We start from the raw sequence: 12,946 nt of genomic DNA on the forward strand, positions 1-12,946 counted from the left end.
TCCCCATGGTCTGGTCGCCTGCGCAGTATCTGAAGTTCGAAGACGAACGCACGCGCCCAGCCAGAGATCTCCTCGCCCAAGTGCCCGAGCTGCCCGACGGCATCGCCTTCGACCTCGGCTGCGGCCCGGGCAACTCCACCGAGCTCATCCGCGACCGGTTTCCCGAGGCCACACTTTCGGGCCTCGACAGCGACGAGAACATGCTCGTTGCGGCGGCGAAGCGGCTGCCGGGCATCACTTTCGAGAAGGCGGATCTCGCAACCTGGGTCCCGCCTGCCGGCGCTTCGCTGTTTTACGGCAACGCTGTCTTTCAATGGCTGCCGAACCACCTCACGATCTTCGAAAGACTGATGGGAGCGCTCGCATCAGGCGGCACGCTTGCGGTCCAGATGCCGGACAATCTCGGGGAGCCGAGCCATTTGCTGATGGAGGAGACAACTCGCAGCCCGGCTTTCACTGACGCCTTTGCCGGCAAGACCGTCCGCCGCAATCCCATGCCGGGCCCGGCAACCTATGTCGAATGCCTGGCGCCACAGGCCGCCAGCATCGAGGTCTGGCACACGATCTACTACCACCGGCTCGCCAATGCCGAAGCGATCGTCGAATGGGTGAAGGGGACCGGCCTCAGACCCTATCTCGATGCCTTGCCGGAAGATAAACGCGACGCCTTTGCTGCCGACTACACGGACCGGATCCGCGCTGCCTATCCGGCCATGAGCGACGGCAAGGTCCTTCTGCGCTTCCCGAGATTTTTCATCGTCGCGGTGAAGGCGTAGCGCCGGGCGACGCTACATTCGGTCGACCAGGAAATCGATGAAGGCACGGATACGGGCGGCGAGATGCTCGTGTCCGGCATAGACGGCGTAGACCGTCTCGATCTCGCCCGACTGATAATCTTCGAGCAGTGGCACGAGCGTTCCGGCTTCGAAGTCCGGCTCGACGTGGAAACGGCCGATACGGCCAATGCCAATGCCGGCAAGGCAAAGCTGGCGGACGATCGACCCGCTCGAGACCTGCATGTTGCCGAAGACCGAGCGGAGTTCCGCAACCGGCTGTCCCGGCGCGCGGAACGCCCATTCGTCGACGCTGCGACGGAAATTGAAGCGAATGCAATTGTGACCATCGAGTTCATCGGGCGTATTCGGTGTCCCGTGCGTTTCCAGATAGGCGGGCGATGCGATCACGACCGGACGGCTTTCCATGAGCTTGCGCGCCTTGAGGGATGAATCGCGCAGCGGGCCGGTGCGGATCGCCACGTCGGCGCGCTCGCCGACGACGTCGATCATGCTGTCGGTGAGCGTCAGATCAAGCTGTACCTCCGGATAGCGGGCGAGGAACTCCGGCGCGAGCGGCATGATGTAGCGCTCGCCAAAGCCGACTGCGGCGTTCACCCGCAACAGCCCGCGCGGCGTCATGCGGCCGCCGGCAGCGACCAGTTGCTCGGTCTCGACGATTTCCGTGAGGATCCGCTGGGCGCGTTGCAGATAGACTTCCCCCTCCGGCGTCAGTTGCAGCGTCCGGGTCGAACGCACGAGCAGCCGCGTGCCAAGTCGGTCCTCGATGCGGGTCACCAGTTTGCTGACCGCAGACGGTGACAGCTTCAGGCGCCGCGCAGCGGCCGAAAAGCTGCGGGTCTCCGAAACGGCAACGAAGACCTCCATTTCACCCGCCCGATTGTCCATGCGCCACCTTTGAAATGAATTCACAGTCCTTTGTACCATTATGCTGATTATCATGATGAGTGCCAAGGCTCATATTCCGCCCGACTTCAACAACAACCAACGCGCCCGGTTCCTCCCAGCCGGGTGGGAAAGGTCTCGTCGTGCCTATTGCTATCCTTGCGCTGACGATCGCGGCCTATGCGATCGGAACTACGGAATTCGTGATCGTCGGCCTGCTGCCGACGGTCGCCACTGACCTCAACGTCACCCTGCCGCTCGCCGGTCTGATCGTCAGCGTCTATGCGCTTGGCGTCACGTTCGGCGCTCCGGTGCTGACCGCGCTCACCGGCCGGATCGAGCGCAAACCGCTCCTGATCGGCCTGATGGCGCTGTTCATCGTCGGCAATGCTGCCGCAGCATTGTCGCCGAGCTATGAACCGCTGCTCATTGCGCGGGTCATCTCCGCCTTTGCCCATGGCGTGTTCTTCTCTGTCGGCTCGACCATCGCCGCCGATCTCGTTCCGGAAGACCGCCGCGCCTCGGCCATTGCCATGATGTTCATGGGCCTCACCGTCGCGATCGTCACCGGCGTGCCGCTCGGCACCTGGATTGGCCAGACCTTCGGCTGGCGTGCCACTTTCTGGGCCGTGACCGGTCTCGGCGTCGTCGCGCTCACCGCCATCATCGCCCTGCTGCCGAACACGCTCTCCAAGGCCCCGCCGGCCAAGCTTATCGACCAGGTGCGCGTGCTCGGGTCCGGCCGCCTGTTGATCGTCTTTGCCATGACCGCGCTCGGCTACGGCGGCACCTTCGTCGCCTTCACCTTCCTCGCGCCGATCCTGCAGGACATCACCGGTTTCTCGGAAGGCGCCGTCAGCCTGATCCTCGTGTTCTATGGCGTTGCGATCGCCATCGGTAACATTGCCGGCGGCAAGATCGCCAACCGAGACCCGGTCAAGGCGCTTATCGGCCTGTTTCTGGCCCAGGCGGCCGTGCTGGTGCTCTTCACCTTCACGGCCCCCTCGCCGGTCCTGACGCTGGTGACGCTCGCCGCGCTCGGCTTCCTGTCCTTCGCCAATGTTCCCGGCCTGCAGCTCTATGTGGTGCAGCTTGCCAAGCAATACCGCCCGGGCGCCGTCGATGTCGCCTCGGCGCTGAATATCGCCGCCTTCAACCTCGGCATTGCCGTCGGCGCCTGGCTCGGTGGCTTGATCGTCGCCTCACCGCTCGGCCTCGGCATGACGCCCGTCATCGGCGCCCTGCTTGTCGCCGCCGCGCTGCTGCTCACGCTTTTGAGCGGCGTTCTTGATCGTCGGGCCGGCGCCGCCTACCAACCGGCTTGAACCGCCGCCCCTGAGGACCACCTATAGATCGTTCCTTTTTCGCCCGGCCATCCGGCCGGGCGCTCGCCAAGTACAGCAGGTCAAGTACAAGGAGTTACCCACCATGCATTCCGTCAATTCAAACGGTGCCAACATCCCGGCGCTCGGCTTCGGTACCTTCCGCATGCCCGGCGCCGACGTGCTGCGGGTGCTGCCGGAAGCGCTCAAGCTCGGCTTCCACCACGTCGACACGGCCCAGATCTACGGCAACGAGGCCGAGGTCGGCGAAGCCATCCACAATTCCGGCGTGTCGCGCGCCGACATCTTCCTCACCACCAAGGTCTGGGTCGACAAATATGCGCATCGCGACTTCCTCGCCTCGGTCGACGAGAGCCTGAAAAAGCTGAGGACCGACCATGTCGACCTGCTTCTCCTGCACTGGCCGGGCGGCAGTGACGTGCCGATGGCCGAGCGCATCGGTGCCCTCAACGAGGTGCAGAAGGCCGGCAAGGTCCGTCATATCGGCGTCAGCAACTTCAACACGGCGCAGATGGAAGAGGCTGTGACGCTCAGCGACGCCCCGATCGCCACCAACCAGGTCGAATACCATCCCTATCTCGACCAGACCAAGGTGCTCGAGATCGCGCGCAAGCACGGCATGTCGATCACTGCCTACTACGCGATGGCGAACGGCAAGGTCCCGAACGATCCACTGTTGAAGGAGATCGGCGCACGCCACGGCAAGACGGCCGCCCAGGTGGCTCTTCGCTGGCTGGTGCAGCAGAAGGACGTGATCACGCTTTCCAAGACCGCGACGATCGATCGCCTGAAGGAAAACTTCGCGATCTTCGACTTCGCGCTCGGCGACGGCGAGATGGCCGAGATCCACGCGCTTGCCCGCCCGGATGGCCGCATCGTCAATCCGGAAGGTCTGGCTCCGGTCTGGGACAAGGCCGCCTGATCTGCTCTCTTGTAGTGGAGCGGGATGCGGGCGGAAAACCGCTCACACTTTTCCTCATCCCGCTCCGCCATTTCGCCGCCGGCCAATTCCCTGCCGGCGGCGGATACGATATGGACATGGCCCGCAGACACCGATCAGAGGGAGGGGGCGATGTCATTGCACGAGGCACAGACGAGCGATTTCGCTCCCGACTGGCCGGCGATCATCGCCGTCGTCCTGGGGGTCACCGCCTTCTCGGTGGCGCAGGGGCTCACCTATCCGTTGATCTCCCTTTCGCTTGAGAGTCGCGGTGTTTCCGCCGGCATGATCGGCCTCAATGCCATGGGCTTTGCCGCTGGTCTCGGCGTGGCGACCCTGCTTCTCGGCCGGTTGACTCGGCTTGGCTCCGCCGACAAGCTGATCATCGCCAGTCTCTGCGGCTGCTCCATCTGCCTCGCGACGCTTGCCTCGACGTCGGAGCTTCCCATCTGGTTTATCGCCCGTTTCGCCCTCGGCTTCTTCGTCAGCATGGTGTTCATGCTCGGCGAAGCCTGGCTCAACACGGCCTGTCCCGACCGGCTGCGCGGTCGCGTTTCCGGCCTTTACGGCGCCGGCATGTGCGGCGGCTTTGCCGCCGGTCCGCTGGCGATCCCGTTGCTCGGCACCAGCGGCGGCCTCGGCTTTGCGCTGCTGGCGATCTACATCGCGCTCGTCGCCTTCCTCACCGGGCTCCTCACCATGGGTGCCCGCACCCGGCCCGAGCCTTCTTCGACACGCGACCTCTTCGCCTTCTTCGCGAAGGCGCCGATGCTGATCCTGATGGTGCTGATGTTCGGCTTTGCCGATATCGCGGCGATCTCGGCCATGCCGGTCTACTTCGTCAAGACGGGCCACAGCCAGGCCTTTGCCGCGCTCAGCGTGACGGCGCTGGCGATCCCGACCGCGCTGGCGCAGCCCTTCATCGGCGTGCTTCTCGACCGGCTGCCGCGCCGCCGCGTGGCAATCTCAGCAGCCGCCGTCGCCGCCACCGGCTACCTTCTGGTGCCGTTCCTTTCTTCGAACGTGGCGTTGCTGCTGACATTCGCCTTCATCGGCGCGGCGAGCTTCGCGCTCTACACGGCCGCCCTGACGATGCTTGGAGAAGAATATCGCGGCAGCATGCTCGTTGCCGGCAGTGCCGCCTTCTCGCTCGCCTATGCCGCCGGCAGCGCTGCAGGGTCGGGCGCCACCGGCGCGCTGATGAACTTCATCGACCCTATCGCCGGCCCGCTTGGCGTGGGCGCCGTCCTCGTCATCTTCACTCTGATGTTTGCAGCCGCAGGGCGCCGTTAGATCATTTCATTGTTTCATCGAAACACTGGAATGATTTAAGTCTTTGAAATTACGCAATTCCTGACGGAAAACCGTTTCACACTTTTCCTGGAATTGCGCTAGGCCTCGGCGCAGCGCAAGGCAAGCGCCTCACCGAAAACACGGGCGGCGGGGCCGAGCGGCTCGTCGATCCGATGCACGAGATAGGCCTCTGCACCGACCTGACTGTTGCGGCCAAGGGCCGTCGTCGGCATGCGCACCAGCCGGCCCTCTTCGAGATCCCGCTCCACCTGCCAGAGCGGCAGCCGGCCCCAACCGAGACCTGCCCGGATCATCGCATGTTTCGTATCCTGGCTGCTGACGCGACAAGTCTGCGGCGAGAGCACGCCGAAATCCCGCCCCACCGTGCGCTGCGACGGATCGGACTGCACGATCTGCAGATGGTCGGCAAGCTCGGCATTTTCGAGTGCGCCATCGCCGGCACTCAACCCCAGGGGATGATGCGCCGCAACGACTGCAACGATCTGAACCGTCGAAAGCGCCTGGCGGGCGATAGCCGGATCGCGGAAATCCTCCCCGACTATGATGCCGAGAGTGAAGCGGCGTTCGACGAGGCCATCCAGCGGTCCGCCCAGCGGTGAAACCGCGAGCCTGATCGAAACATTGGGGTAGATCGTCCGCATCTCGTTCAGGGCCAGCCCAACTGTCTCGATCGGGAAGAGCGTGTCGACTATCACGGAAAGCTCCAACTCGATGCCCTCGCCAAGCCCGCGCGCGCGGGCGCGCATGGCATCGACCCGCAGCAGGATATCGCGGGCATTGGCGAGCAGCGCCTGCCCTTCCTGTGTCAGCACCGGCCGATGGCCCGAGCGATCAAACAGGGCGACTCCGAGTTCCGTCTCGAGATTGGCGATGGCATGGCTGACCGCCGACTGCACTCGGGATAGCCGGGCGGCACCCGCACGGAAACTCCCGCTTTCGGCGACGGTCACGAAGGTCCGCATCTGATCGAGTGTCAGGGCATCCAGCATGATCGATTCCATAGATCAATTTGATGAAAATTATCTCACTTCTTCAGATCATGGAAAGCATCCATCTTCTTTTCCGAACAGCAAGTGCTCAGAAGGAAGGAAGCCCGATGGCCAGGATACTCGTGCTCTACTACTCATCCTACGGTCATATCGAGACCATGGCGGCGGCGGTTGCCGAGGGCGCGCGCGCCGCTGGCGCCACGGTCGCACTCAAACGCGTACCCGAAATCGTGCCGGAAGCCGTTGCCATCAAGGCGGGCTACAAACGCGACCAGGCGGCGCCGGTGGCGACCGTCGCGGAACTGCCGAACTACGATGCGATCATCATCGGTACGCCGACACGCTTCGGCAACATGGCGGCCCAGATGAAAAACTTCCTCGATCAGGCGGGCGGTATCTGGGCGCGCGACGCCTTGGTCGGCCGCATCGGCAGCGTCTTCACCTCGACCGGAAGCCAGCATGGCGGCCAGGAATCGACAATCCTCGCCACCCATACCGTGCTTCTCCATCTCGGTATGGTGATTGCCGGCCTGCCCTACAGCTTCAAGGGTCAGATGCGCATGGACGAAATCACCGGCGGCTCGCCCTATGGCGCCTCAACGCTCGCCGACGACGGCAATGGCGGCGACCGTCGGCCGAGCGCCAACGAGCTGGAAGGAGCACGCTTCCAGGGACGCCACGTCGCAGACCTGGCGGCAGCGCTGGTCGCTGGTCGTGCGCGCGTGGCGGAGTTCGCCTGATGGCCACAGCGGCAACCTTCGTCCGGGAGAGAACCGATTGGACGAGCGTGATGACGGTCGTTGCCGCCGGCGTGGTCGCGGCGATGCAGGTCGGCAAGGGGCTGATCGCCGGCCCGTTGCTTCAGGCCGACCTCGGGCTCGATCTCTCCGCCCTTGGCTGGATCACCTCGATCTTCGCCATTGTCGGCGTCGTCGGCGGCATGACGGCCGGCGCGTTCGTCACTGCGGCCGGGGACCGGCGTCTGCTTGGTATCGGGATGGCGATGCTGGCGCTCGGCTCTTTCAGTGGAGCAACCAGCCACGCGTTCGCGCTGCTTCTGCTGTCGCGCATCGTCGAAGGTTTCGGGTTCCTGCTCGTCGTCGTGGCCGGCCCGGCCATTCTCATGCGCCTGGTGACATCGGATCGCCGCGACCTCGTCTTTTCGCTGTGGAGCTGTTTCATGCCGGCTGGCATCGCGGCCGCCATGCTGACCGGGCCCATTTTTCCCGATTGGCAGGCGATCTGGTGGAGCAACGGGATGGTCGCGCTCACAAGCCTGCTGGCAGTTTTCCTGGTTGTGTCGCCGCAGCCGAAGACACCTCGCTCAATCGGCAGCAGTTTCCAGACCGATGTGGCCGACACACTGACGAGCCGCGGCCCGGTGCTGCTCTTTGTGCTCTTTTCCCTCTTCAGCTTGATGAGCTTTACGCTTTCCAGTTTCCTGCCGATCCTGCTTGTCGAGCGCTTGAAAGTCTCGCTCGCAGCCGTCGGCGTCATCAGCGCCGTCATCACGCTGGTCAATGTCATCGGCAATCTCACCGCCGGTCATCTGCTGTCGCGCGGTTTCACCCGCGGACGGCTGATCGCCACCGCTGCGGTGCTGATGGGCGTGTCCGGTCTGTGGATCTTTCTGGGTCAGCCCGGCGATACTCTGACTGTCGGCCTCTGCCTTCTGTTTTCCGCGATCGGCGGCCTCATTCCGGCAACGCTGATTTCGTCGGTGCCGCTCCTGTCGCCGCGCCCGGCACTTGCACCGATGGCGATGGGGCTGCTGATGCAGGGCAGCAACCTCGGGCAGCTCGTTGGCCCGGTCGCGGTCGGAACGGCGATCGAGCGCTATGGATGGAGTTCCGGCGCGGCCTTTATCGGCGTCGGCGCCCTGCTCTGCATCTTCCTCTCATCGACGCTCGAGAGGACGCTGCGGGCCAAAGCCCAGAAAGGGTGATGGCGACGATGCGCCAAAAGGCAAATCGCAAAGAAAAACCCACCGGCGGCAAACCGGTGGGTTCGGCATTTCCGGCGGGTTGTCCGCGGATCAGACGAACTGGCTGAGGCCCGGAACCGAGGCGACGACTTCGTCGACCACTTCATCGCCTGCCTTTTCCTTGGCAAACGCGATGGTCTCCTTGGCGAGCGAGGTGATTTCGCCCATGCCGAGGCCCTGGCTCATCAGCTGCTGGCCGAGCGCCATGACGCCGCCGCCGCCGATCGCCGACATCAGGCCACCGAGCAGACCGCCGCCACCCGTGCCTTCGCCATTGTACTGGGCGATGAGCTCGGAGGCGCCCGGAATCGCTTCGATCATCTGGGCAACCGGGCCGTCAGCGGCTTCGCGCTGCAGGAAGCCGAGGATCATGCCGACAGCCTTTTCGGCCGTTGCAGGCTCGATGCCGACATTCTCCGCGACGCGCGTGACCAGTTCATTCATGGAAAAACTCCCTCACTTGGATTTTGACGTTGACGTCAAGGTAAATGATCGCATCGGCAATGACAAGCTGCGAACGGCCTGACGACCACGGTTTTGCGCGGCCCTTTCCGGCCTATGCGCCACCGTCCGAAGTCTATGGTTTCATCGCGCCACGTTCATGGCAAGGCGACGATTCGCCTGCGACATCCGCGTCGTGTTTCCGGTTGCAGGCTGCCACAGTCTTGTTGCCGGGCGCAACCGCAGCACCTATAACAGAAAACTAGGCACATTTCGATGACGGGCACTCGCGATCAACCGCGAACCGCCCGCTTTCATTGATGAAACGGAGATGAAGCCCACATGTTGGAAGAAGGCAAGCTCTTTATCGGCACCAGCCGCAAGCCTGATGATTCGATCAACAAGGGCGAGTATCTGGAACTGAAGTTCGGCAACCGCCATGGCCTGATCACCGGCGCGACCGGAACCGGCAAGACCATCACCCTGCAGGTCCTCGCCGAAGGTTTTGCCAATGCCGGCGTCCCCGTCTTCTGCGCCGACGTCAAGGGCGATCTCTCCGGCATCGGCGCGATCGGCGAGCCCAAGGATTTCATCCTGAAGCGTGCCGAGCAGATCGGCCTGCCGACGAACCCCTACGAGTTCCAGGAATTCCCGGTCATCTTCTGGGACCTCTACGGCGAAAAGGGCCACCGCGTCCGCACCACCATGTCGGAAATGGGCCCCCTGCTCCTGTCGCGGCTGATGAACGCGACCGACGCCCAGGAAGGCGTGCTCAACATCGCCTTCAAGATCGCCGACGAGGGCGGCCTGCCGCTGCTCGACCTGAAAGACCTGCAAGCGCTGCTCAACTACATGGGCGACAATGCCAGCGCGCTTTCCAATCAGTTCGGTTTCATCTCCAAGGCCTCGGTCGGCTCGATCCAACGCGAACTCTTGATCCTCGAGCAGCAGGGCGCCGAGCACTTCTTCGGCGAGCCGGCGCTGAAGATCACCGACATCATGCGCACGACCAATGACGGGCGTGGCGCGATCTCGGTGCTGGCGGCCGACAAGCTGATGATGAACCCGCGTCTTTACGCGACCTTCCTGCTCTGGCTGCTTTCGGAGCTGTTCGAGGAACTGCCTGAGGTGGGCGACCCGGACAAGCCCAAGCTGGTGTTCTTCTTCGATGAGGCGCATCTGCTCTTCAACGACGCGCCGAAGGCGCTGACGGAGCGCGTCGAACAGGTCGTGCGGCTCATCCGATCCAAGGGCGTGGGCGTCTACTTCGTCACGCAAAACCCGCTCGACGTGCCGGAAACGATCCTCGGCCAGCTCGGCAACCGCGTTCAGCACGCGCTTCGCGCCTATACGCCGCGCGACCAGAAGGCGGTCAAAACCGCCGCCGACACCTTCCGCCCGAACCCGGACTTCGACTGCGCAACCGTCATCACCAATCTCGGCACCGGCGAGGCTCTCGTCTCGACGCTCGAAGGCAAGGGAGCGCCCTCGATGGTCGAGCGCACGCTCGTGCGTCCGCCGCAATCCCGCGTCGGCCCGTTGACGGAGGCCGAGCGGCAGAAGGTGATGGATGTCAGCCCCGTCCGTGGCCTCTACGACGAGGATTTCGATCGCGAGTCGGCCTATGAGATCCTGGCGGCACGCGCCAAGAAGGCAGCCGACGCGCAGGCTGAGGCGCAGGAACAGGCGGAGCAGGAGACAACGCAAGCCGATACCGGCGGCAGCCGCTGGACGCTGCCCGGCTTCGGCGACGACGAGCCGGCCGCCCCGGCCGGCAAGCAGGCGCGCCCGCGCAGCTCCGGCTACCAGCGCGAGACGGTCGTCGAAGCCGCGATGAAATCGGTCGCCCGCACCGTTGCCACCCAGGTCGGCCGCGCCCTGGTGCGCGGCATCCTCGGCAGCCTCAGCCGGCGCTGAACACAACCGCGGCAACCGGCAACGCTTGAGGTCGTTATTTTGCCCGCGCCCCGATTTTGATCGGGGCGCGTCGTTACTTTGAAAGGAACATTCGCATGGACGTTAAGGATTCGAACGGCGCCATCCTCCAGGACGGTGACAACGTTACCCTGATCAAGGATCTGAAGGTCAAAGGCACTTCGACGACGCTGAAGCGCGGCACGATGGTTAAGGGTATTCGCCTCACCGACAACCCTGACGAAGTCGAATGCCGGGTAGAGAAGATCAAGGGCCTGGTGCTGCGCACCGAGTTTTTGAAGAAGGCATAGCCCACGGCTAACGGCCTTCTCCGTCGGCAGCGCCTGCGTGGAGCATCATTATCTGCGAGAAAACAAAAGCCCGGCGGAACGATCCGCCGGGCTTTTCGATTCCGATTGGAATTCAGATGTCAGGCGACCGTCAGCTTGACGTCGATATTGCCCTTGGTCGCGTGGCTATAGGGGCAAACGATATGCGCCTTCTGGACGAGGTCTTCGAGAACCGCCTTGTCGACGCCCGGAGACGTAATCTCGAGCGCGGCATCGATACCGAAGCCGGTGCCATCTTCGCGCGGACCAATGCCGACTGTTCCCGTCACTTTCGTGTCTTCCGGAAGCTTTACCTTCTCCTTGCCGGCGACGAACTTCAGGGCGCCGAGGAAGCAGGCCGAGTAGCCGGCGGCAAAGAGCTGTTCAGGATTGGTGCCGCGGGCGCCGTCGCCGCCAAGTTCCTTCGGCACAGTAAGAGTAACATCGAGAACGCCATCGGCGCTCTTGGCCTGGCCAGCACGGCCACCGGTTGCGGATGCAGTGGTGCGGTAGAGAATAGGCATTGGCGGTCTCCTTTGCGTTTCCAAGTGGATGAGGGTTAGATAGCGCAAAATTCAATTGCGTGCAAATTAATTTTGCAAATTGCATTTTCGCCCTGTTTTTGCGAGAATGCGACCATGGCAAACAAAGCGGCACATATAGACACCATTCCGGAGGAGGCGCTGTCGCTCGGCAAGCAGCTCTGCTTTGCCGTCTATTCGGCGGCGCATGCCTTCAATCGTGCCTACAAGCCGCTGCTCGATCGTTTCGGCCTCACCTACCCACAATATCTCGTGCTGCTTGCGCTATGGCAACAGGACGAAATGACGGTGAAGCGCATTGGCGAGGAGATAGGGCTCGATTCCGGAACGCTGTCGCCGCTTCTGAAACGCCTGGAGGCAGCCGGCTTTGTCGCGCGGCAGCGCGACCCAGGTGACGAGCGACAGGTAATCGTTCGCCTCACGGAGAAAGGCCGCGATTTGAAAAGCGAGGCCTTCGGCATTCTCATGGATATCGGCAAGGCTTCAGGCTGCAGCCTGGAAGAAGCGGGTGAAATCCGGGACACGCTGCATCAGTTGACGCGGCAGCTCAATTCCGGCCACGGCGCAGACTGACTGCAACCATACTATCGGACTTGCAGGGCCGCCCCTTGGACTGGACGGATGCCGCGAGCGACGACGCCCGTGGTTGTCAGATGACGAGGATCGGCGCCTTGCCACGCACGCGATCGTAAAGGTCCATGACATCCTGATTGAGCATGCGAACGCAGCCGGACGAGACGGCCTTGCCGATCGACTTCCATTCCGGCGTTCCGTGGACGCGGTAGAGCGTGTCCTGACCGTTCTGGAAGATGTAGAGCGCGCGTGAACCCAAGGGGTTGTTGAGGCCCGGCGCCATACCGCCGTTCTTGGCCGAATATGGCTTCAGCTGCGGCTGGCGGGCGACCATGCTGTCCGGCGGGGTCCAGCGCGGCCACTTCTGCTTCCACTGGATGACGCCGCGGCCCGACCAGGCGAAACCTTCACGGCCGAGGCCAACGCCGTAGCGCAGTGCCCGGCCGCCCGGCTGGATCAGATAGAGGTAGCGGTCGCCGGTATCGACAACGATCGTTCCCGGCTGTTCGCCAAACGGATCGCTGACCTCCTGACGATAGAAGCGCGCGTCGATCTGACGGAACGGTACCTCCGGCACCTGATAGCCGCCGTCGTACATCGAGGCATAAATGTCCGAAACATAAAGGCCCTGCGGCGGTAGACCGGTCGGAACTGGCCCTGGGCCATCCTGCCCCTCATAAATGCCTCCGGCGCGCGGATCGGTAAAGCGTCCCTCGAGCGCGGGATTGCGGAACACAGGCGCCGTCTCATAGCGGAAGACATCCGTGTTCATCGAGGAGGTGCAGCCTGCAAGACCGGCGGAGGCAAGAGCCAATCCGGACGAGCGGAGAAACTGACGGCGGGAGAAGACGACTGAAGAGGACATCGAACTCTGAAGGGCTTGAGTGCGGCCTGAGGA

At 63.4% G+C, this 12,946-nt stretch carries 14 protein-coding genes; 9 read left to right on the forward strand and 5 right to left on the reverse strand.

Features of this window, described 5'->3' with window-relative positions; translation table 11 throughout:
- Window positions 1-5 precede the first annotated feature (5 nt).
- Window positions 6-776: a trans-aconitate 2-methyltransferase gene (tam, locus tag V7S54_RS00555; RefSeq protein WP_065372547.1), complete on the forward strand. Its 771-nt coding sequence runs from the start codon at window positions 6-8 to the stop codon at window positions 774-776.
- Window positions 777-788: 12 nt separating this feature from the next.
- On the opposite strand, the gene V7S54_RS00560 is transcribed toward tam, so the two are convergent.
- Window positions 789-1,682 carry a LysR family transcriptional regulator gene (locus tag V7S54_RS00560; RefSeq protein ID WP_065372548.1) on the reverse strand — a complete coding sequence of 298 codons (894 nt, stop codon included), beginning with the start codon at window positions 1,680-1,682 and terminating at the stop codon, window positions 789-791.
- Between the two features lie 140 nt (window positions 1,683-1,822).
- Here V7S54_RS00560 and V7S54_RS00565 point away from each other — a divergent pair, with 140 nt between their 5' ends.
- From V7S54_RS00565 to V7S54_RS00575, 3 genes are all read left to right on the forward strand, one after another.
- A complete protein-coding gene (locus tag V7S54_RS00565; RefSeq protein ID WP_065372549.1) occupies window positions 1,823-3,004 on the forward strand; it encodes an MFS transporter in 1,182 nt (393 codons plus the stop codon).
- 103 nt (window positions 3,005-3,107) lie between these two features.
- A complete protein-coding gene (locus V7S54_RS00570) occupies window positions 3,108-3,944 on the forward strand; it encodes an aldo/keto reductase (RefSeq protein ID WP_065372550.1) in 837 nt (278 codons plus the stop codon).
- A 150-nt stretch (window positions 3,945-4,094) separates the two neighbouring features.
- Window positions 4,095-5,255 (forward strand): MFS transporter, encoded by a 1,161-nt coding sequence (locus V7S54_RS00575; protein ID WP_065372551.1) that lies wholly within the window; start codon window positions 4,095-4,097, stop codon window positions 5,253-5,255.
- A gap of 98 nt (window positions 5,256-5,353) precedes the next feature.
- Here the strand turns inward: V7S54_RS00575 and V7S54_RS00580 are convergent, their stop codons facing one another.
- A complete protein-coding gene (locus tag V7S54_RS00580) occupies window positions 5,354-6,265 on the reverse strand; it encodes a LysR family transcriptional regulator (RefSeq protein ID WP_336407960.1) in 912 nt (303 codons plus the stop codon).
- 107 nt (window positions 6,266-6,372) lie between these two features.
- Here V7S54_RS00580 and wrbA point away from each other — a divergent pair, with 107 nt between their 5' ends.
- Both wrbA and V7S54_RS00590 read left to right on the forward strand, forming a co-directional pair.
- Window positions 6,373-7,005, forward strand: a complete 633-nt coding sequence (gene wrbA, locus V7S54_RS00585) for an NAD(P)H:quinone oxidoreductase (protein WP_065372822.1) — start codon at window positions 6,373-6,375, stop codon at window positions 7,003-7,005.
- Window positions 7,005-8,210 carry an MFS transporter gene (locus V7S54_RS00590; RefSeq protein ID WP_065372552.1) on the forward strand — a complete coding sequence of 402 codons (1,206 nt, stop codon included), beginning with the start codon at window positions 7,005-7,007 and terminating at the stop codon, window positions 8,208-8,210. The genes wrbA and V7S54_RS00590 overlap by 1 nt, the downstream gene beginning before the upstream one ends.
- Window positions 8,211-8,300: 90 nt before the next feature.
- Here the strand turns inward: V7S54_RS00590 and V7S54_RS00595 are convergent, their stop codons facing one another.
- Window positions 8,301-8,693, reverse strand: a complete 393-nt coding sequence (locus V7S54_RS00595) for a DUF2780 domain-containing protein (protein WP_057250522.1) — start codon at window positions 8,691-8,693, stop codon at window positions 8,301-8,303.
- Between the two features lie 339 nt (window positions 8,694-9,032).
- Between V7S54_RS00595 and V7S54_RS00600 the strand changes: the two genes are divergently transcribed.
- Entirely contained in the window at window positions 9,033-10,607 is a 1,575-nt protein-coding gene (locus tag V7S54_RS00600) for a helicase HerA-like C-terminal domain-containing protein (protein ID WP_065372553.1), read from the forward strand.
- A 95-nt stretch (window positions 10,608-10,702) separates the two neighbouring features.
- The gene (locus V7S54_RS00605; protein WP_057250526.1) at window positions 10,703-10,915 is read left to right on the forward strand and encodes an alkylphosphonate utilization protein; all 213 of its coding nucleotides are present in this window, start codon (window positions 10,703-10,705) and stop codon (window positions 10,913-10,915) included.
- A gap of 119 nt (window positions 10,916-11,034) precedes the next feature.
- Here the strand turns inward: V7S54_RS00605 and V7S54_RS00610 are convergent, their stop codons facing one another.
- Entirely contained in the window at window positions 11,035-11,457 is a 423-nt protein-coding gene (locus V7S54_RS00610; protein WP_057250528.1) for an organic hydroperoxide resistance protein, read from the reverse strand.
- A gap of 114 nt (window positions 11,458-11,571) precedes the next feature.
- Here V7S54_RS00610 and V7S54_RS00615 point away from each other — a divergent pair, with 114 nt between their 5' ends.
- On the forward strand, window positions 11,572-12,048 hold the full coding sequence (locus V7S54_RS00615) for a MarR family winged helix-turn-helix transcriptional regulator (protein ID WP_065372554.1): 477 nt from the start codon (window positions 11,572-11,574) through the stop codon (window positions 12,046-12,048).
- A gap of 76 nt (window positions 12,049-12,124) precedes the next feature.
- Here the strand turns inward: V7S54_RS00615 and V7S54_RS00620 are convergent, their stop codons facing one another.
- Entirely contained in the window at window positions 12,125-12,913 is a 789-nt protein-coding gene (locus V7S54_RS00620) for a L,D-transpeptidase family protein (protein ID WP_065372555.1), read from the reverse strand.
- Window positions 12,914-12,946 lie beyond the last annotated feature (33 nt).

The organism is Ensifer sp. CCNWLY38 (assembly GCF_037120565.1).
Lineage (GTDB): Bacteria > Pseudomonadota > Alphaproteobacteria > Rhizobiales > Rhizobiaceae > Ensifer > Ensifer adhaerens_H.

Coding starts and splice junctions, on each gene's coding strand:
- tam (WP_065372547.1), top strand. CDS start 6: ATGGTCTGGTCGCCTGCGCAGTATCTGAAGTTCGAAGACGAACGCACG.
- V7S54_RS00560 (WP_065372548.1), bottom strand. CDS start 1,682: ATGGACAATCGGGCGGGTGAAATGGAGGTCTTCGTTGCCGTTTCGGAG.
- V7S54_RS00570 (WP_065372550.1), top strand. CDS start 3,108: ATGCATTCCGTCAATTCAAACGGTGCCAACATCCCGGCGCTCGGCTTC.
- V7S54_RS00575 (WP_065372551.1), top strand. CDS start 4,095: ATGTCATTGCACGAGGCACAGACGAGCGATTTCGCTCCCGACTGGCCG.
- V7S54_RS00580 (WP_336407960.1), bottom strand. CDS start 6,265: ATGCTGGATGCCCTGACACTCGATCAGATGCGGACCTTCGTGACCGTC.
- wrbA (WP_065372822.1), top strand. CDS start 6,373: ATGGCCAGGATACTCGTGCTCTACTACTCATCCTACGGTCATATCGAG.
- V7S54_RS00590 (WP_065372552.1), top strand. CDS start 7,005: ATGGCCACAGCGGCAACCTTCGTCCGGGAGAGAACCGATTGGACGAGC.
- V7S54_RS00595 (WP_057250522.1), bottom strand. CDS start 8,693: ATGAATGAACTGGTCACGCGCGTCGCGGAGAATGTCGGCATCGAGCCT.
- V7S54_RS00600 (WP_065372553.1), top strand. CDS start 9,033: ATGTTGGAAGAAGGCAAGCTCTTTATCGGCACCAGCCGCAAGCCTGAT.
- V7S54_RS00605 (WP_057250526.1), top strand. CDS start 10,703: ATGGACGTTAAGGATTCGAACGGCGCCATCCTCCAGGACGGTGACAAC.
- V7S54_RS00610 (WP_057250528.1), bottom strand. CDS start 11,457: ATGCCTATTCTCTACCGCACCACTGCATCCGCAACCGGTGGCCGTGCT.
- V7S54_RS00615 (WP_065372554.1), top strand. CDS start 11,572: ATGGCAAACAAAGCGGCACATATAGACACCATTCCGGAGGAGGCGCTG.
- V7S54_RS00620 (WP_065372555.1), bottom strand. CDS start 12,913: ATGTCCTCTTCAGTCGTCTTCTCCCGCCGTCAGTTTCTCCGCTCGTCC.